Genomic DNA, 17,796 nt, shown 5'->3' on the forward strand with positions numbered 1-17,796 from the left:
TCTACCCGCCGCCCGGGGCGGGGTAACGCGGGCGGCCGCCCCGGCAGCGGTCGCCGGTATGCCGGCCGGCGCGTCACGGCGGGCGGTGCGATCCGGCTCCGCCGCCTACGGTGGGCGGGTGATGACGGGCGAGCCCGAGCTGCGCGGAATGGTCGCCGGCAGCGGCTGGTTGACCCGGGCGCTGACCGTGGTACGCGACTCCGGCCTGCCGGACGCCTGGATCGGCGCGGGCGCCCTGCGCGACCTGGTCTGGGGCGAGCGGTACGGCGACGGGTTCGACCCGACGACGGTCCACGACGTGGACGTGGTCTTCTTCGACCCGACGGAGCTGAGCCGGGACGCCGACGACCGGGCGACCGCCCGACTGACGGCGGCCTGGCCCGAGCCGCCCTGGCAGGCGCGCAACCAGGCGGCGGTGCACACCTGGTACGCGGCGAAGTTCGGCGGCGACCCGATCGCCCCGTACGGCAGCGTGGCCGAGGCGGTCGCCACCTGGCCGGAGTACGCCACCGCCGTGGCGGTCCGACTGGACCGGGCCGACCGGCTGGTGGTCTGCGCCCCGTACGGCCTGGCCGATCTGCTCGGCGGGGTGTGGCGGCACAACCCGGCTCGTGTCGGGGTCGCGATGTCCCGGCAGCGGCTGGCCCGGCACCGGCCCGCGCAGCGGTGGCCCGGGGTGACCGTGGTCGACCCGGGCTGACCCGGGAGTGGACCGCCCGTCAGCTCTGGGGCGGCATACCGTAGATGCGCTCGACGTGCAGGCGCAGCACCAGCCGCTGTTCGGCGACCATGGCCCGGCGGTATTCGTCCCAGTCCGGGTGTTCGCCGCGTAGCGACCGGTAGAGCCCCACCAGCTCCTCGACGGTCGCGTCGCCCGATTCGGTGGCCGGCGCCGTCAGCTCGGCGCGCCCCTCGACCACCGCGTACGCCCAGCCGTCCTCGCTGCCGACGTGGAAGCTGGCCCGTGGGTCCCGGCGCAGGTTGGCCGTCTTGGCCCGATCGTCGGTGACGGACACCCGGATCAGGCCCGCCTCCCGGTCGAAGGAGTAGAGCACAGTGGACAGCTGCGGCCGGCCGTCCCGCTTGATCGTGGCGAGCACGCCCATCGGGCGGCCGGCGATCAGGTCGGTCAACGCCTGCTGGGCACGGTCATCCGGCACGGCATCCTCCAGGTGGCAGGTCGGCTTCGTTCATCCAAGCACGACCGGCCGACTCCCGCCCCCGCCGAGCCGCGCTCGGGCGGACCGAGGCCCCCGCCGGCAGCCGACGGGTGCCTGGCGTGACGGCGACGGTCAGCGGCGCTCGGCGGCGACCAGCTCGGCGATCTGCACGGCGTTGAGCGCGGCGCCCTTGCGCAGGTTGTCGTTGGAGCAGAACAGCGCTAGGCCGTACTCGACGGTCTCGTCGGCGCGGATCCGTCCCACGTAGGTCGGGTCCTGCCCGGCCGCCTGCAACGGCGTCGGCACGGCGGTCAGCGCAACCCCGGGCGCGTCGGCGAGCAGTTCGTGGGCCCGCTGCGGGGTGAGCGGCCGGGCGAACCGGGCATTGATCTGGAGCGAGTGGCCCGTGAAGACCGGCACCCGGACGCAGGTGCCGGAGACCTTCAGGTCGGGGATCTCCAGGATCTTGCGGCTCTCGTTGCGAAGCTTCTGCTCCTCGTCGGTCTCGAACGAGCCGTCGTCGACGATCGAACCGGCCAGCGGGAGCACGTTGAAGGCGACCGGCTCGGCGAACGAGCGTGGCGCGGGGAACTCCACGGCCGACCCGTCGAAGGCGAGTGCCGCGGCGTGCTCGGCGACCTTGCGGACCTGTTCGTCCAGCTCGGCGACGCCGGCCAGCCCGGCGCCGGAGACCGCCTGGTAGGTCGAGACGACCAGGCCGACCAGGCCCGCCTCGGCGTGCAGCGGGCGCAGCACCGGCATCGCGGCCATCGTGGTGCAGTTGGGGTTGGCGATGATGCCCTTCGGGCGATCGGCGGCGGCGTGCGGGTTGACCTCGGCGACCACGAGTGGCACCAGCGGGTCCATCCGGAACGCCGAGGAGTTGTCGATCACCACGGGGCCGGCCTCGGCGACCCGGGGGGCCAGCTCCCGTGCGGTGCCCTTACCCGCCGAGAAGAGCACGATGTCCAGCCCGGAGTAGTCCGCGGTCGCGGCGTCCTCGACGGTCACCTCCCCGTCGCGCCACGGCAGCGTACGCCCGGCGGACCGCGCCGAGGCAAACAACCGCACCTGCTCCGCCGGGAAACCCCGCTCCGCCAGCACCCGCCGCATCACGCCACCGACCTGGCCGGTGGCCCCCACAATGCCGATCCTCATGCCCGCGAGGCTACCCAGCCCGCCCCCACAACCGGGAGCCCTTTCCCACCCCCCGGGTCCCGCATCACACCCCCTCCCCCGTGATCATGAGGTTGTTGTCACGACACGCCGCGGCGGGTGACGACAACTTCATGATCACGGGGGGAGGGCGGGGGTCAGGGCTGGGTGATCATTTCGCCCAGGGCGGCGGCGGTGAGTTCGTCGCGGATGATCGCGGCGTCGCCCTCGATGACCAGGGTCAACCCGTCCGGGTGCAGGTGGGTCGCGGCAGCCGCGGAGACCTGGTCCACGTCGGCGGCGAGCAGCTCCTCGCGCAGCCGGGCGTGGTAGTCGTCCGGCAGGTCGTGCACCACCAGCGTGGTCAGCGCGGAGGCGATCGCCCGGGGGCTCTGCAACTCGACCGAGAGCTGCCCGGCCCGCCAGGAACGGGCCACCGCCAGCTCGTCCTCGGTCACCCCGCCGACCTGGGTACGGGTGATCTCCCCCACGGCCTCGACCAGGGCCGGCGCGGTCACCGCGGTCTGTACACCGGAGCTGACCGCGAACCGGCCGAACCGGCGGGACGAGGCGAAGTCACCCCGAATGCCGTACGTGTAGCCGTGCACCTCGCGGATCAGGTGGTTGAGCCGGGAGGTGAACGCCCCGCCGAGCACCGTGCCGGCGAGCGTCATCGGGACGTGGTCGGGATGCGCCCGGTGCGGCGACGGGTGGCCCAGTCGCAGCGTGGACTGCACCGAGCCCGGACGGTCCACCAGGATGATCCGCCGCCCGGTACGCATCGGCACCTCGATCGGGCCGCCCCGGTCGGCCGGGCCCCCGCCGGTGCCCGCGAACACCGCGGCGGCCAGCGCGTCCAGGTCGATCCGGTCCAGGTCACCGGCGACGACCAGGGTGCCGGGCCGCAGGAACCACTCGGAGTGGAAGACGGTCACGTCCTCCACGTCCAGCCCGGCCACCGACTCCGGGTCGCCGTACATCGGACGTCCCCACCGGTTCTCCGCGCCGAACAGGTCCGCGCGCAGCGCGGCGTCGGCGCGTGGGCCCGGGTTCGCCCAGTCCATCCGCAGCGCGTTGGCCTCGTCGTCGCGGACCCGCCGGACGTCGGCCGGGTCCAGTCGGGGCGTCCGCACGGCCTCGGCGAGCAGCTGCACCGCAGCGGTCAACCGGTCGACCGGCACCTGGACGCTGACCTGGAACGAGTCCCAGTCCAGCCCGGTCACCAGCTCGGTGCCGAGCGCCTCGATGGCCAGCGCGTACGCGGTCGCGTCCCGCTGTGCGGTGCCCTCCTCCAACGCCTTGGCCAGCACCCCGCCCAGCCCCTCCTTGCCGGTCGGCTCCCGACCGGCGCCGGCGTCGAGCAGCAGCAGCGCGACGGCGAGGTTCTGCCCAGGCAGGTGCGCGGCGACCACCTGACCACCGGCCACGGCGCGGCGGACCACCGGCGGGAACCGGTACGGGCGGGCGGCACCCGGGCCGGGACGGTCGGTGATCAGCGACATGGGGTCTCCTCGGACAGATAGGTCAGGGTCACCCGGTCGGTCGCACCGAGCACGTCGACGGCGGCCTCGGCGATCTGCTCGGCGGTCACCGCGAGCCAGGCGGGCAGACGGTCAGCGGCCCGGGCCGGGTCACCGAACTGGGTGGTGTACCGGCCGAGCGTGTCCGCACGGCCGTCCACTGTCGACATCTGACGCCACCACGCGGTGCTCAGCAACGCCTTGGCACGGTCCAGCTCGGCCGCGGTCACCGGCACGGTGGCCAGCTCGTCGACGACCTCGGCCAGCCCCTCGGCCAGCCGCTCGGCGCTCACGCCGGGACGGGCGGTGGCGGTGGCGATGAGCGGAGCCGGGGCGTGCGCCAGGTCCACCCCGTACGCGCCGACCAGGTCCGGCTGCGCGATCCGCTCACCGTCGGCGAGCCGCTGGTAGAGCCGGCTGCCCCGACCACTGCCCAGCACGGTGGCGAGCACGGTGAGCACGTCGTACCCCGGCCTGCCGAACGGGTAGCCGCGGTGCGCGACGTACACCCGGGGGGCCGGCACGTCGGCGGTCACCTTCTCCACCGCCGGCCGGCCGGTCGCCGGGACGCTCCGGCCGTCCGGGGCCGCCGGGATGTCGTCGCGCGCGGGCAGCGCGCCGAAGTACTTGTCGGCCAACGCGAACACCTCGGTGGCCGCCGCGTCGCCGACCACGGTGAGCACGGCGTTGTTCGGCGCGTAGTACGTCTGGTGGAACGCCTGGAAGGTGGCGAGGTCGGCGGCGTTGAGGTCGGCCATCGAGCCGATCGTCGCGTGGTGGTACGGGTGACCCGGCGGGTAGAGCAGCGGCAGCAGCCGCAGCCACGCGTCGCCGTACGGGACGTTCTCGTAGCGCTGCCGGCGCTCGTTCTTCACCACGTCCCGCTGGTTGTCCAGGGTCTCCTGGGTGAGCGCGGGGACCAGGCCGCCCATCCGGTCGGCCTCCAGCCAGAGCGCCAACTCCAGGTGCTCGGCCGGGACCGTCTCGAAGTAGTTGGTCCGGTCCGGGTTGGTGGTGGCGTTGAGCGAACCACCCGAGCCCTGGATCAGCTTCATGTGCTCGGTCTTCGCCACGTTCACCGAGCCCTCGAACATCAGGTGCTCGAAGAGGTGGGCGAAGCCCGTCTGCCCGGCCGGCTCGTGCCGGGAGCCGACGTCGTACCAGAGGTTGACGGCCACCGCCGGGGCGGTGCGGTCCTCGCTCACCACCACGCGCAGGCCGTTGTCCAGTCGGGTCGTCTCAATGGGCCAGGGGTAACCGCTGTCGGGCATGGCACGACGCTATCCGATCTCGCGGGCCCAGAGGTGACGCGCGGTCGGTCGGCGAGCCGACCCGCCGGCATCGAGCCGGCCGTTCGGGGTACCGGTGGGGAATGCCCGCGCCGCCCGTCACCCCGCCCCCGCCCCGCACCGCCGACCGGGCCACCTCCGCCGTCGTACACGCCACCGCCGCACTGACCCGGCTGCGCCGCGGCCGGCTGCTGCATCCGGCCGGTCGCTCGTTCGAGGGCGAGGTGCACTTCTGGGGTACGCCAGGCCCGCCGACCGGCGTCGGCCTGCTGGACGACCCGGGCCGGTACCGGGCCACCGTCCGGCTCTCCAAGGGGGTGCCCACACCGGGCGACTGGCCGGACGTGCTGGGCCTGGCGGTGCGCGTGCACCGCCCGGGCCGTCCGTTCGACCTGCTGGTCAGCTCCAGCGGCGCGGCCCCGGTGCTGCGGAACCTGCCGCTGCCCCGACGCCGCTTCGCCGGGACGTACAGCACGATCATGTGCTACCGGGCGGGTCGGCGCCGGCTCTGGCTGGCCGCGTTGGCCGATCCCGACTCGGTCGACCTCGGCCGGAGCCTGGCTGCGGTGGCGGCCGCGACCCGGGCGGACGCGCCGCGCCTGGTGCTCGCGGTCGCGTCCGCTGTGGGGCCGTGGCGGCCGGTCGGGCAGGTCAGCATCGGTGCCCAGCTCAGCGCTCGGGAGGACGCCACGCTCGCCTTCGACCCGGTGCGCAACCTGCCATCGGGGCTGCGGGCGGCCGGCCCGCTGGCCTGGCTGCGGGAGCAGACCTACCGGGGCTCGCGCCGGGGGCGTGGGGCGGGCGTTCAGTCCGGCGGCTCGTACGCGACCACCGTCTGATCCGAGGTCCGGTGCTCCAGCACCGTGTCCGGCGCCGCGTTCTGGTCCTCCTCGCGGATGTCGGACTCGGTGAGGATGGCGTCGGCCTGCGCCTCCGGGTCGTCGCTGCCCACCGCCGCTTCCTCGGGCAGGAGGTGCGCGCGGGACTCCACCCGGTCCTCATCGTTCTGCTCGTCAGTCATGGCACCCCTGTTACCCCGACCCGGGCGCCGGCACGCGGTGTTCACCGCTCGGTTGTGCGGGTCGGGCCGCCCGTCGGGTACGCTCAGCTCGTGACGCGTTCGTATCGATGGTTTAGGCAGCCGGCTCGCACGCCGGTGACTTCACCATGATCTGACGTCACCACGGACCGAGCCGGCTGGGCAGGAGCTGTCGTTCCTGCCCTTTTGCGTACGAGCAGCCGGCTCGTCCCGGGCACCGGCCCCGGGCACGGTCGGCGAAAGGATGCCCACCGTGACGACCCCGGAGACCGATCGGGTCAGCGATCAGCGGATCGACCGTGTCGTGCCGCTGACCACGCCTGCGCTGCTGCACCACGAGTTGCCCCTGGACGCCCCGCTCGCCTCGGCCGTGCTGACCGGCCGACGCGCGGTGGGTCGGGTGCTGGACCGCGAGGACGACCGCCTACTGGTGGTGGTCGGCCCCTGCTCGGTGCACGACCCGGCCGCCGCCCTCGACTACGCGCAGCGGCTGCGCACCGCCGCCGACCGGCTCGCCGACGACCTGCTGATCGTCATGCGGGTCTACTTCGAGAAGCCGCGCTCCACGGTGGGCTGGAAGGGCCTGATCAACGACCCGGGGCTGGACGGCAGCGGCGACGTCAACACCGGCCTGCGGCGGGCCCGAGCGCTGCTGCTCGACGTCCTGCGTCTCGGACTGCCGGTGGGCTGCGAGTTCCTCGACCCGATCACGCCGCAGTACATCGCGGACACCGTGGCCTGGGGCGCGATCGGCGCCCGCACGGTGGAGAGCCAGGTGCACCGCCAGCTCGCCTCCGGCCTGTCCATGCCGATCGGCATGAAGAACCGCCCCGACGGCAGCATCGGCACCGCCGTGGACGCGATCCGCGCCGCCGGCGTGCCGCACGTCTTCCCCGGCATCGACTTCTCCGGCACTCCGGCGATCATGCACACCCGGGGTAACACCGACGGGCACCTGGTGCTGCGCGGCGGGGGCGGCCAGCCCAACTACGACGCGGAGTCGGTGGCCGGTGCGCTCGACCTGCTCCGCGCGGCCAGGCTGCCGGAGCGCCTGGTGATCGACGCCAGCCACGCCAACAGCGGCAAGGACCACCGCAACCAGCCGCTGGTGGCCGCGGACGTGGCCGCCCAGCTGGCCGCCGGCCAGCGCGGGATCACCGGCGTGATGCTGGAGTCGTTCCTGCTGCCCGGCCGGCAGGACCTCGACCCGACCCGGGAGCTGGTGTACGGCCGCTCGGTCACCGACGCCTGCCTCGGCTGGGACGACACGGCCGAGGTGCTCGACCACCTGGCCACCGCCGTCCGGGCACGCCGGGCCACCCTGCCGACCCCCGCCTGACCCGCCGGCGGCTGTGACGGCGGACACGGCAGTGCGCGGAACAGCATCGGGGGTCGGTCCGTTGGCTGAGGTGTCGGTGTGTCCAGTGTCCCCGGGCCTCACCTAAATAGCCTTCGCGGAATACCGTCCGGCTGGAGCCGCGATAGCGCCACTCGCCGAGAGGCGACCTGCACACCGACACCAGCGCCGCCCCCGGCCACCCGGCCGGGGGCGGCGCTGTCTGTGTGCCCGCCCGAGGTCGGGCCACTCCGGCGCGACGTTTGACCGATTCCGGCCCGGGTAGCTGGTCAGCGTGACCGACGACGCATCCGTGGCCGGCGAGCCGGACACCCGGGCCCTCAACGACCTGCTCAACGACATCTACCGGGGTCAGGAGCGGGTCACCCAGGCGCAGATCTACCGCCGGGCGGTGGCCGCCGACCTCCCGGCGGACCTGCTCGCCCGGATCGACTCGCTGCCCGAGGGCGAGTACGCGGTGGACGAGGTCAGCGACCTGCTGGGCGGCTCCGTCGGGTGAACGCGCCGCACCGCCCGCTGTCGCCGACGACCTCAGAAGGGACACCGAGATGACGCACCACGAGGACCACGACGAGAAGGTCCCCGCGCTGGGCCAACCGCCGAAGGGCAGGGACACCACGCCCGAGCCGGACTTCGCCAACGAACACGACCGCACCGCCGTGGACCGGGACATCATCACCGGAGAGGACGAGGACGAGCGGGAGCCGGAGTCGCCGCACGGCTGGTCCGGCATGCAGCGCTGACGCGTAAGCGGGGGCCGGCACCCGCCGGCCCCCGCTGCGCTCGCCTCTCCGGGTCAGTCGTCGTCGTGCCCGCCCTCGGCGGCCTGCTGCGCGGTCGCGTACGCCATCTGGAGGAAGTCGGACGCGGCGACCAAGGTCAGCGCGGTGGCCACCAGCCGGGTCAGCCGGGGCGCGAGGACCAGGCCGCCGGTCAGCCCGGTGGCCACCCATACCGCTAGACAGAACGGGCAACTCAACAGCTCCCCGATGGCGTGCCGGGTGGAGCTGCCCGAGTCGCGGACCTGCTCCATCACCTCGCCGCTGCCGATCGGGCGGTCGTACCGGGTGAACGGAGCCCGCAGCGGACTGGTCGCCGCGTCCTTGGACAGCAGCCGGCTGAGCTTGTGCGTGGCGATGGAGAGCAGCACCACGTCGGCCGGGGCGGGCCGCTCGGGCACCGGTCGTCCGGTGACCTTGACCAGCCCAGCGATGGCACCGGTCACCCCGGCATAGGTGCCCATCGCCGCCAGGTAGCCGCCGAGCGGGCGGTGCTCGTGCGGCGCGTACGCCCGGCGCAGCCGGGCCGCCTTCTGTCGCAGGCCAGTGCCGGTCACCCGGTCTCCTCACATGTCGTGGGCGGTACGGGAGCAGTCCTCCCGCGTGGCCGGTGACGGACTCAGCCGGCCTGGAGGTTGTCGGCGACCTCGCGTACCAGGTTGCTCAGCGCCTCGTCGGCCAGCTGGTCCGGACCCTCCCCATCCGAGCCGTCGGCCAGGTCGAGCTGGATCCGGGCCCCGCCGGAGTCGGCCGGCTCCACCCGGATCTCCGCGGACCAGTCGGCGTCGTCGCCGCCCCAGCGGGCCCGCAGCTCCTCGTTGCTGATCTCCGTGGCGGGGCTGCCATCGCCGCGCAACGGCTCGGGCAGCCACGCCGAGGCCCGGGCCGGGTCGGTGGCCGTGTTGAAGACCACCTCGGGCGGCGCGGACATGCCCCGCACAGCGCGCGCCGGCATCAGGCGTCCCGCAGGCGGCTCGGGTCCACCTCCCGGCCCGGGTGGCGGGCCAGGTACTCGGTCTCGAGCTCCGCCGTGCGCCGCAGGTGGTTGGCGAGCGCGGAGTCCGCCGCGTGCCGGAGGGTGTCCAGCCGGGTGCGGTGCAGGCTGTGCATCTCGCGGATCAGATCCTCGTCGCTCAGCTCCGTCGGGTCGACGCCGAGCACATCGCCGTCGAAATCCGCACCGGCGCCCGCCGGGTCGGCGAGGTCCTCGCCGCCCCACTCGGGCACCCGCTGCTCCGGGCTCATGTCCGTGCTGCCACTGGACGGAAAGCCGTCCTCGCGTACCGATCCGGTCATCATCGCCCCCCTGGTCTCGTTTGGGCTGGCGTCTAGACGGATGCCCACACCGGGTGGCGCCAAACCATCCCGGCCGTGCGACAACTACGACACGGTGTCGGAGACCGGCCCGGTTCCCGGTACCCTCGACGCCATGAGGTGGCTCTGGACCCCGGCGTGGATCGCGCGCCACGTGGCCATGGTCGTGCTGGTCGTGGGCTTCCTCGGGCTGGGCTGGTGGCAGGTCAGCCGGGCCGCCGCCGGCAACAGCATCAGCTGGGGGTACGCGGTCGAGTGGCCGGTCTTCGCCGGCTTCGTGGTCTACGTGTGGTGGCGTGAGGTGCGGCTGGCCCGCCGGAAGGAAACGCTCGCCACCGAGCCGCCGGCCGACCCCGCCGACGCGCCGACGGCCGTGACGACGCCGGCCGTGGCCGCCGGGTCCCGACCGGCGGTACGCCGACCGGTGCGGATCGCCCGGGTCCCCGCTGCCAGCGAGCCTGCCGAGGACACGGACCTGGCCGCCTACAACGACTACCTGTCATGGTTGAACGCCAATCCGGGCGCTCGGCCCGGTGACTATCCCGGCTGAGCCGGGGCTCGGAAGGACGGACGAAGGTGGGCGCAGCCCTTACCCGGTACCGCGTGATCGCCTGGATCGTGGGCGTGGCGCTGATCCTGCTGGTCGTGATCGGCATGCCGCTGAAGTACGCGTTCGACAACCCGGTCGTGGTGGAGACGGTGGGGCAGGCGCACGGCTTCCTCTACATGGTCTACCTGCTGGCCGCGTTCGACCTGAGCCGCCGGGCCGAGTGGCCGCTGAAGCGGATGCTCCTGGTGATGCTGGCCGGCACTGTGCCGTTCGTCTCGTTCTATGCCGAGCGGCGAGTCACCGGGTGGCTGGCCCGCCCCACGGAGCGCACGCCGGAGCCGGTCGCCAGCTGAGCGGCCGATCGCCGGCCCGCCACGGCCCGGCCCCGGCGCGGCCGGCGCTGGTCAGCGGTTGGGTCGCCACGGGTCGGCCGAGGCGACCGGGTCCGCCCAGCCGCCGTATCTGTTCACTTCCCGGGCGCGTAGCAGCGCCCGGGTGACCTGGCCGAACTGCCGCTCGTCGTCGGCGCTGAACAGCAGCACCTCCGCACCCCGGTGCCATCCCCACAGCTCGTGCGGGGGCGGCCGCCAGCGATCGCCGACCAGGGCCAGCGCCGCCGGCAGCAGGAACACCGCCCCGAGAATGAGGTACGCCCCGGCGGTCAGCCGCTGCAGGCCGCCGGTGAAGCCGAGCAGCAGCCCGACGCCGCCGAGCATGGCGGAGGTGATCATGACCGCCCGGACGGCGATCCGGTCGTGGGGGCCCCGGGTGGTGCGCAGGTGGGTCAGGTCGGCGACCCGGTAACTGGTCCGGCCGACGGTGAACCGGTCGACGGTCACGATGATGCCGGGCCGCGCGTACAGCAGGGTGGACCGGGCGCCGGGCACCGTTCGCTGCGGTCGCGTCGTCGCGCCTTCACGATTCACGGTTCCTCCCGTGGGGCGGTTCGCCGGGCTGGCCCGCAGGTCACAGGCATCGCTGCCTGTCGACGGGATTCCCGGCTCCGGATTTCATTGTGTTGTGGCACCGCCAGCCCGCCGGGCCAATTACCGGCTTCCGACAGCTCGCCCGAGCGGTGGACATCGTCGAGAAACGGCATCCATTTCGCGTTTTATCGGTTATGAGGCGCAGCTATCCGGCGGCATACGCCCGGAACGACGAAAGCCATAAAACCGCCATTTACTGGCAAGGCGGTCGCGGCGACCGGCACGTGCAGCGCAGCAGCCACGATGGGGTTCACCCGGCGCAGCGGCACGACCGGCCACAACCCCAACATTCGCCCCTACTTCAACTGCGGACGACAGCCGTCCCGGGTTAGGTTGGGCGAGCCGGTCCGGCCCAGCGCCGTCCGCCCGGATTGCCCCGGCCGGTGTCGCCGAGGGCATCAGCAGCCCGACCGGCGGCCGTGGGAGAGGGGCCTTCCGCTCTTGTCATCCCTGAGAAACCTGCTGCGTACCGTGGCGCTGGCCGGCATGTCGGCCGCGTTGATCGCCCCGACGGCGGTGGCCCACGCCGAGCCGTCCCCCGCCGACCTGACCCGCCGGATCGAGACGTCCTCGGCCGAGTTGGAGCGGGTCGTCGAGTCGTACAACAAGCTCACCGAGGAGATCAAGACCAACAAGACCGCGGCGGCCCGATTACAGGCCCGCATCGGCCCGCTGGAACAGCAGGCCGAGCAGAGCCGGGCCGACGTCGCCGAGCTGGCCAACACCGCGTACAAGAGCGGCGAACTGCGGACCGCGGACGCGCTGCTGCGTCCCGGCGGCTCGGCCGCGCTGCTGGATCGGCTCGGCGCGCTCGACCAGCTCACCCGTCAGCGACAGGAACGCATCTCCGGCTTCACCGCCAGCCAGCAACGGCTGCTCGACGAGAAGCGCCGCCTGGACGCCACGCTGACCCGGCAGGCCGCGCAGGCCCGCCAGCTGGCGGCCGGCAAGAAGCAGATCGAGAGGGACCTGGCCAAGCTGTACGAGCTGCGCCGGCAGGCGTACGGGGCGCCCACCGAGCGACCCGCGCCCAAGGCGGCGGCCGAAGCCGGAAACGCACCCGCCGTCTCCGGTGCGGCCGGCACCGCGGTGCGCTACGCCTTCGGGGCGCTGGGCAAGCCGTACGTCTGGGCGGCCGACGGGCCGAACGGCTACGACTGCTCCGGGCTGACCTCGGCCGCCTGGCGGGCGGCCGGGAAGTCGCTGCCGCACAACACCCGAATGCAGTGGGGGGCGGTCGCCCACATCAGCCGGGGTGACTTGCGCCCGGGAGACCTGGTCTTCTACAGCGGGCTCGGGCACGTCGCCCTCTACGTGGGCGACAACCAGGTGATCGACGCACCGAGCGCCGGCCGCAACGTGCTCAAGCGGGGCATGAACATGATGCCCATTCAGGGCTACGGCCGGGTCCGCTAGCCACGACCTGATACGGCGAACGGCCGGCGTCCCCCTATCGGACGCCGGCCGTTCGCCGTATTACTACGCTCAGGCTGCCTGCAGCCCCTCCGCACGGGCCAGCTCACGGAGCCGGCCGAGGGCCTGGATCTCCAGCTGCCGGATCCGCTCGCGGGACAGCGAGAACCGGGACGCGACCTCGGTGAGCGAGTGCTCACGGCCGTCCTCCAGCCCGTAGCGGGCCCGCATGATGCCAGCCGACCGGTCGTCGAGGTGGTTGAGCAGCCCCTCGATGCGCTGCCGCTCCAGCCCCGTGAGGACGATGTCCTCCGGCGACGGCGCATCACTGTCGGCGACCAGGTCGCCGAGCTTGGTGTCGCCGTCGTCGCCGACCGGCGTGTCCAGCGACACGGTGTCCTGCGACCAGCGGACCAGCTCGTTGACCCGCTCGACGGTGACGCCGAGCGATGCCGCGATCTGCTCCGGCTCGGGGTCGCCGCCCAGCTCACGGGTGAGCTGCCGGGCCACGTTGCGCATCCGGTTGACGTCCTCCACCAGGTGCACCGGCAGTCGGACGGTGCGCTCCTGCTGGGCGATCGCCCGGCTGATGGCCTGGCGGATCCACCAGGTGGCGTAGGTGGAGAACTTGTAGCCACGCTCGTAGTCGAACTTCTCAACCGCCCGGACCAGACCGGTGTTGCCCTCCTGGATCAGATCCAGCATGGGCATGCCCGAACGCACGTAACGGCGGGCGATCGACACGACCAGTCGCAGGTTGGCGCGGATGAAGAGGTCCTTCGCGTGCTCCCCCTCGACGACCAGCCGCTCCAGGTCGGCCCGATCGACGCCATCGGGGACGCGGTCCTCACCGAGCAGGTGCTCAGCGTAGAGGCCGGCCTCGATCGCCTTGGAGAGATCGACCTCCTTGGCGGCGTCCAGCAGTGGCGTCCGGGAGATCTCGTGCAGGTAGACGCCGACCAGGTCGCGCTCCTCGGCAACCTCGTCGGTGCGCATGCCGATGTTCTTGTCCACGTTGCCCACGGTCCCCTCGCTCGCGCCGGTTGCCCGGTTCCTTGCCATCCCCACGTCTGTCAGCCCCCCGGTAACTTCCGCTGTGCCCACCGGTGCTGACACCTACACAACAGATGAGACGTGTCGGGGATTCCATGTCGTGAGTCGAAAGTGTCACGAATGCCTGAGTAGTAGCTGAGAGCACGATCCATGTTTGCTGTCAGCACCCCGTCGGGTGGCTCGCCGCTGGGCACCACGTACGGGTTGGCGGCTCGACGAATCGCCGAACGCCCACACCATGGCAACACCGCCCGCCGCGGGGGCACAGCGACCCGGGTCACCACCGCGCTGCGATCCTGGTCACTGCCAGATACGCACCGGTGGACCGGTCGGTTCATCCACGGGGGTGTTATTACCCCCCGCCCCGGTGAACAATCCGGAGCCCCGTTCGCTTCCCGCCGGCGACACGGGCGGGCGGAGTCAGGTCGCGAGCAGGGCGAGGGCGCCGCGCACCTGGTCGGCAGAGCGGGCCAGCGCGGCACGCGCGGCCGCGACCTCGGCGCCGGAGACCAGCGAGACCAGGGCGGTCTTCAGGTCACCGTCGGCCTCGTTGAGAGCCCGCCGGGAGACCTCCTCCGAGCAGCCGGTGGCCTCGACCAGGATCGAGATCATCCGCCCGCGGAGCTTCGCGTTGGTGGCCACCATGTCGATCATGAGGTTCGAGTAGACCCGACCCAGTCGCACCATGACGGCGGTCGAGAACGTGTTGAGCACCAACTTCTGTGCGGTGCCCGCCTTCATCCGGGTCGACCCCGTGACGACCTCCGGTCCGGTGTCCACCCCGATGAACACGTCGACCGACCGGGCCGCCTCCGCCTCCGGATTGGCGCAGAGCAGCACCGTCGAGGCGCCCTTGGTGCGGGACGCGGCGAGCGCCCCGAGGACGTACGGGGTGCGTCCGCTGGCGGCGAGACCGACCACCAGGTCACCGGCCCGCACACATCCGGCCGCTTCGACCGTGCCGCCCCGGTCGTCGTCCTCGACGTCCTCCACAGCCCGCCACATGGCGTCCGGCCCGCCGGCGAGGTGGGCGCAGAACCAGTGCCGGGGCGAGTTGAAGGTGGGGGCCAGCTCGGCCGCGTCGAGCACGCCCAGCCGACCCGAGGTGCCGGCCCCGAAGTAGTGCACCCGGTGACCGCCACGCAGCGCCGAGACCGCCAGGTCGACCGTGGCGGCGATCTCGTCGAGCACCGCGGCGACCGCGGCCGGCACCCGCCGGTCAGCCTCGTTGATCACGGTGAGCACGTCCCGGGTCGACATCAGGTCGAGGTCGACGCTGAGCGGGTTGCGCCGCTCGGTGGGGGCGCCCACCCGGACGATCGGGCGGGCGGGCGGTGCTGGCATGTCCTCGTCCGGCTCCACCGCACCGGCCGTCATCCTCGCCTCCGGTTCGCACCCACCCGGTGCGACAGGACGGCCTCGGCGGTCGCCTCGAGAGCCTTGCGCGCCCGGGACCGGTTGCGGGCGGCCACCCCGACGAAGAGGCAGTCGACCACGGTGAGTTGGGCCAGCCGGCTGGCCGTCGCGCCGGAGCGGTAGGTGGTCTCCCGGGCCGCGGTGGTCAGCACGAAGTCGGCCACGTCGGTGATCGGCGAGCGCGGGAAGTTGGTCAGCGCCACGGTGACGGCCCCCCGCGTCCGGGCCTGCTCCAGCACCTCGATCACGTCCGAGGTGGTGCCGGTGTGCGAGATGCCGACCGCCACGTCGCCACGGCCGAGCAGCGCGGCCGAGGTCAGCGCGGTGTGCACGTCCGGGAAGTAGAAGGAGATCCGGCCGATGCGGTGCAGCTTCTGCTGGAAGTCGGAGGCGACGAACCCGCTGGCGCCGGCGCCATAGATGTCGATCCGGCCGGCGTTGGCGATCGCCTCGACGACCTGCTCACAGGTGGCCGGGTCGAGCTGCTCGGCTGTCTCCTCCACCGCGCGGGCGTCGTTGAACGCGATGGTGGCGATGATCTGGGCGAGGTCGGCGCCGGGCGGGATGTCACCACCGACCACCCGGGCGTCCGGCGGTTCGACCCGGCGGGCGGCCTCGGCGGCGAGCCGGATGCGCAGCTGCGGGTAACCGTCCATGCCCACCGACCGGCAGAACCGGATGACCGTCGCCTCGGATGTCTCGGCTGCGGTGGCGAGATCGGTGATCGTCCGGCGGGCGGCGGCAGCCGGGTCGGCGACGACCAGCCGGGCGACCCGCTGCTCAGCGGGCGACAGCGACGGCAGCAGCCCGCTGATGTGGACGATCAGCCCACCGGGCTCGTGACTCGCAGAAATCTTCGGACTCTTCGCCACGGATGAAACTTACTTTCACGAGGCGTGAGCGTCAACCATGACTCCACGTGTTGGGGAAAGTACCGCCGATCGGGCGAGCCCGTCAGGCCAAGCGTGCCACCGCCGAGACCGTGCCACCTCCCCCGCCGGGCCGGGCCAACCTGCCGGACGGCTCCGGGCGCACGACACCCGGGTCCGGCCAGACCGTACGGCGTCCCCGACCAGCCACACCGGGCAGGGCTCCCCCATCGGCGCGTCGATCCGACCTGGCCCGACGGCGTGGACCCGGCAGAGCGGGTCGGGGCGGTGGCGAGGCCGGGGCGGCGCTAGCGTGTGCCGCATGGCGGAGCGCAGTGTGCTGGTCACCGGGGGCACGGGCGGGCTGGGCGGGGCGGTCACCACCGCCTTCCTGACAGCCGGCTGGCGGGTGGTCGTACCGGAGCGGAGAGCCCGGCCCGGGTCGGAGCCGGCGGCGGACGGGCTGGTCCGGCTGATCGCGGACCTCACCGATCCGGCCGGCGCGGCACGGGCCGTCGAGGCCGCCGCCGGCGAACCGGCGGCGCCGCTGCGGGCGGTGGTCAACCTGGTCGGCGGTTACGCCAGCGGCGGGCTGGTGCACGAGACGCCGGTCGAGGAGTTCGAGCGGATGCTGAGTCTCAACCTGCGGCCGACCTATCTGGTCACCCAGGCCGCGCTGCCGCACCTGGTGGCGGCCGGCGGCGGCGCGGTGGTCTGCGTCTCGGCCCGCGCGGCGGTCGCCCCGTTCCCTGGCGCGGCCGGCTACGTCACGGCCAAGGCCGCGGTGCTCGCCTTCGCCAACGCGGTCGCGGTCGAATACCGGTCCCGCAACGTGCGCTGCAACACCGTGCTGCCCAGCGTCATCGACACTCCGGCAAACCGTGCCGCTCAGCCCGACGCCGACCACTCCCGTTGGGTGGCCCCGGCCGAGATCGCCTCGGTGGTCCAGTTCCTCGCGTCGGCGGAGTCCGCACCCACCAGCGGCGCCGCCGTCCCGGTCTACGGGCGGGCCTGAGCCACCAGCGGCCCGGCAGCCCCGCGGCTGGTCCGCTCCCCCACCGCCGGCACGGCGGCCGTCGTACCGGCGGCCGGCGTCGACACCGACGGCGGCATCACCGACGGCTGCGGCGCCGCCGGCTCCGGCACTTCGGACGGCGGCCGTTCGGCAGGTGGGCGCGCCGGGTCGGGACGGGCGGACGGCGGCAGCCAGGTCGCCAGGTGCGCCTGGATCTGCTCGGAAACCTCCTCGGCCGGGCGGCCCGCGTCCACCAGGACGAAGGTCGGGTACTCGGGCAGGGCGCGGTAGGCGGTGTCGGCCGCGGTCAGCCAGCCCATCGTCTCGTGGTCGGTGCCCCGCTGCTCGATCCGCCGGTACGCCTCAGCCGGGTCGACGGCGAGCAGGAAGGTCACCTGCGGCGTCGGGAAGAAGCGGTAGCCGGCCCGGGCCAGCCGCTCCCAGCGGTGCCCACCGTGCGCGCGGATGCTGGCGTACTGGCAGGCCGAGTAGCGGTCCATCACCGCCGTCCGGCCGGTGAGCAGGCAACTGAGCAGGGCGGCGGCGATGGCGAGCCACCGCAGCACGGATTCCACCGCCAGCACGCCGTCGCGCCCGACGAGTCGCTGGGCGTCGGGGCGGCCGAGCCGGTGTGCGAGCCGGCCGAGCCAGCGACGCCCGCTGGCGTTGCGGCGGTAGGTGGCTGGGCGGCCGGCGGCGGTCAACGCGTCGGCCAGCCGGTGCGCCTGGGTGGTCTTGCCCGAACCGTCGATGCCGATCAGGGCCACGGTGCGCAACCGGGTCCTGCCGCGTCGCATCCCCGATGATCTGGCCACCCTCGACAGGCTATCCGACCCGTGCTCCGACCCGCGCGGTTTGTGGTGCTTGATCCCTGTTCGCAC

21 protein-coding genes and 1 pseudogene are annotated in these 17,796 nt (G+C 73.2%); 9 read left to right on the forward strand and 13 right to left on the reverse strand.

The genetic code is table 11. The features are described 5' to 3' along the window. Positions 1 to 121: 121 nt before the first annotated feature. Complete coding sequence (locus BUS84_RS17495; RefSeq protein ID WP_074318886.1) at positions 122 to 700, forward strand: nucleotidyltransferase family protein; 579 nt, start codon at positions 122 to 124, stop codon at positions 698 to 700. A gap of 19 nt (positions 701 to 719) precedes the next feature. On the opposite strand, the gene BUS84_RS17500 is transcribed toward BUS84_RS17495, so the two are convergent. The 4 genes from BUS84_RS17500 to BUS84_RS17515 all read right to left on the reverse strand — a co-directional run bounded on the left by BUS84_RS17500 (position 720) and on the right by BUS84_RS17515 (position 5,106). Then, on the reverse strand, positions 720 to 1,160 hold the full coding sequence (locus BUS84_RS17500) for a PPOX class F420-dependent oxidoreductase (protein ID WP_074313911.1): 441 nt from the start codon (positions 1,158 to 1,160) through the stop codon (positions 720 to 722). A gap of 132 nt (positions 1,161 to 1,292) precedes the next feature. Then, positions 1,293 to 2,318: an aspartate-semialdehyde dehydrogenase gene (locus BUS84_RS17505; protein ID WP_074313912.1), complete on the reverse strand. Its 1,026-nt coding sequence runs from the start codon at positions 2,316 to 2,318 to the stop codon at positions 1,293 to 1,295. Positions 2,319 to 2,473: 155 nt separating this feature from the next. Next, entirely contained in the window at positions 2,474 to 3,817 is a 1,344-nt protein-coding gene (locus BUS84_RS17510; protein ID WP_074313914.1) for a M16 family metallopeptidase, read from the reverse strand. Further along, positions 3,808 to 5,106 (reverse strand): M16 family metallopeptidase, encoded by a 1,299-nt coding sequence (locus tag BUS84_RS17515; RefSeq protein ID WP_074313916.1) that lies wholly within the window; start codon positions 5,104 to 5,106, stop codon positions 3,808 to 3,810. The genes BUS84_RS17510 and BUS84_RS17515 overlap by 10 nt, the downstream gene beginning before the upstream one ends. A 101-nt stretch (positions 5,107 to 5,207) precedes the next feature. On the opposite strand from BUS84_RS17515, the gene BUS84_RS17520 reads away from it, so the two are divergent. Further along, complete coding sequence (locus BUS84_RS17520; protein WP_074313918.1) at positions 5,208 to 5,963, forward strand: phosphodiesterase; 756 nt, start codon at positions 5,208 to 5,210, stop codon at positions 5,961 to 5,963. Here the strand turns inward: BUS84_RS17520 and BUS84_RS17525 are convergent. Beyond that, positions 5,930 to 6,145 carry a hypothetical protein gene (locus BUS84_RS17525; protein WP_074313919.1) on the reverse strand — a complete coding sequence of 72 codons (216 nt, stop codon included), beginning with the start codon at positions 6,143 to 6,145 and terminating at the stop codon, positions 5,930 to 5,932. The genes BUS84_RS17520 and BUS84_RS17525 overlap by 34 nt on opposite strands. A 262-nt stretch (positions 6,146 to 6,407) precedes the next feature. Here BUS84_RS17525 and BUS84_RS17530 point away from each other — a divergent pair, with 262 nt between their 5' ends. From BUS84_RS17530 to BUS84_RS17540, 3 genes are all read left to right on the forward strand, one after another. After that, complete coding sequence (locus BUS84_RS17530) at positions 6,408 to 7,502, forward strand: 3-deoxy-7-phosphoheptulonate synthase (protein ID WP_074313921.1); 1,095 nt, start codon at positions 6,408 to 6,410, stop codon at positions 7,500 to 7,502. A 283-nt stretch (positions 7,503 to 7,785) separates the two neighbouring features. Next, positions 7,786 to 8,019: a hypothetical protein gene (locus tag BUS84_RS17535; RefSeq protein ID WP_425293492.1), complete on the forward strand. Its 234-nt coding sequence runs from the start codon at positions 7,786 to 7,788 to the stop codon at positions 8,017 to 8,019. Between the two features lie 49 nt (positions 8,020 to 8,068). Then, a complete protein-coding gene (locus BUS84_RS17540) occupies positions 8,069 to 8,263 on the forward strand; it encodes a hypothetical protein (protein WP_007464327.1) in 195 nt (64 codons plus the stop codon). Positions 8,264 to 8,316: 53 nt separating this feature from the next. Here the strand turns inward: BUS84_RS17540 and BUS84_RS17545 are convergent, their stop codons facing one another. The 3 genes from BUS84_RS17545 to BUS84_RS17555 all read right to left on the reverse strand — a co-directional run bounded on the left by BUS84_RS17545 (position 8,317) and on the right by BUS84_RS17555 (position 9,598). Beyond that, positions 8,317 to 8,856, reverse strand: coding sequence for a DUF1360 domain-containing protein (locus tag BUS84_RS17545; RefSeq protein ID WP_074313924.1), 540 nt, complete (start codon positions 8,854 to 8,856; stop codon positions 8,317 to 8,319). A 62-nt stretch (positions 8,857 to 8,918) separates the two neighbouring features. Further along, a complete protein-coding gene (locus tag BUS84_RS17550) occupies positions 8,919 to 9,254 on the reverse strand; it encodes an SRPBCC family protein (protein WP_074313925.1) in 336 nt (111 codons plus the stop codon). Then, positions 9,254 to 9,598, reverse strand: a complete 345-nt coding sequence (locus BUS84_RS17555; protein ID WP_074313927.1) for a DUF6158 family protein — start codon at positions 9,596 to 9,598, stop codon at positions 9,254 to 9,256. The genes BUS84_RS17550 and BUS84_RS17555 overlap by 1 nt, the downstream gene beginning before the upstream one ends. Positions 9,599 to 9,728: 130 nt before the next feature. Here BUS84_RS17555 and BUS84_RS17560 point away from each other — a divergent pair, with 130 nt between their 5' ends. Both BUS84_RS17560 and BUS84_RS17565 read left to right on the forward strand, forming a co-directional pair. Continuing rightward, the gene (locus tag BUS84_RS17560; protein WP_208869688.1) at positions 9,729 to 10,163 is read left to right on the forward strand and encodes a hypothetical protein; all 435 of its coding nucleotides are present in this window, start codon (positions 9,729 to 9,731) and stop codon (positions 10,161 to 10,163) included. A gap of 26 nt (positions 10,164 to 10,189) precedes the next feature. Then, complete coding sequence (locus tag BUS84_RS17565) at positions 10,190 to 10,516, forward strand: DUF3817 domain-containing protein (protein WP_074313928.1); 327 nt, start codon at positions 10,190 to 10,192, stop codon at positions 10,514 to 10,516. A 51-nt stretch (positions 10,517 to 10,567) separates the two neighbouring features. On the opposite strand, the gene BUS84_RS17570 is transcribed toward BUS84_RS17565, so the two are convergent. Then, a complete protein-coding gene (locus BUS84_RS17570; RefSeq protein ID WP_074313930.1) occupies positions 10,568 to 11,089 on the reverse strand; it encodes a DUF6232 family protein in 522 nt (173 codons plus the stop codon). A gap of 501 nt (positions 11,090 to 11,590) precedes the next feature. On the opposite strand from BUS84_RS17570, the gene BUS84_RS17575 reads away from it, so the two are divergent. Next, positions 11,591 to 12,565 carry a C40 family peptidase gene (locus BUS84_RS17575; protein ID WP_074313931.1) on the forward strand — a complete coding sequence of 325 codons (975 nt, stop codon included), beginning with the start codon at positions 11,591 to 11,593 and terminating at the stop codon, positions 12,563 to 12,565. A gap of 69 nt (positions 12,566 to 12,634) precedes the next feature. Here the strand turns inward: BUS84_RS17575 and BUS84_RS17580 are convergent, their stop codons facing one another. The 3 genes from BUS84_RS17580 to BUS84_RS17590 all read right to left on the reverse strand — a co-directional run bounded on the left by BUS84_RS17580 (position 12,635) and on the right by BUS84_RS17590 (position 15,903). Then, positions 12,635 to 13,624 (reverse strand): sigma-70 family RNA polymerase sigma factor, encoded by a 990-nt coding sequence (locus BUS84_RS17580; protein ID WP_074313933.1) that lies wholly within the window; start codon positions 13,622 to 13,624, stop codon positions 12,635 to 12,637. Between the two features lie 411 nt (positions 13,625 to 14,035). Then, a complete protein-coding gene (locus tag BUS84_RS17585; RefSeq protein WP_084757510.1) occupies positions 14,036 to 14,992 on the reverse strand; it encodes an N-acetylmuramic acid 6-phosphate etherase in 957 nt (318 codons plus the stop codon). Continuing rightward, a complete protein-coding gene (locus BUS84_RS17590) occupies positions 14,989 to 15,903 on the reverse strand; it encodes a MurR/RpiR family transcriptional regulator (protein WP_074313935.1) in 915 nt (304 codons plus the stop codon). The genes BUS84_RS17585 and BUS84_RS17590 overlap by 4 nt, the downstream gene beginning before the upstream one ends. Positions 15,904 to 16,222: 319 nt before the next feature. On the opposite strand from BUS84_RS17590, the gene BUS84_RS17595 reads away from it, so the two are divergent. Then, complete coding sequence (locus BUS84_RS17595) at positions 16,223 to 16,915, forward strand: SDR family NAD(P)-dependent oxidoreductase (RefSeq protein WP_074313937.1); 693 nt, start codon at positions 16,223 to 16,225, stop codon at positions 16,913 to 16,915. A 143-nt stretch (positions 16,916 to 17,058) separates the two neighbouring features. Here BUS84_RS17595 and BUS84_RS17600 read toward each other — a convergent pair. Continuing rightward, positions 17,059 to 17,712: pseudogene (locus BUS84_RS17600) on the reverse strand (dTMP kinase); the annotation flags it as partial. Positions 17,713 to 17,796 lie beyond the last annotated feature (84 nt).

It is taken from the genome of Micromonospora cremea, assembly GCF_900143515.1.
In the GTDB taxonomy this organism is placed as follows: Bacteria; Actinomycetota; Actinomycetes; order Mycobacteriales; family Micromonosporaceae; genus Micromonospora; species Micromonospora cremea.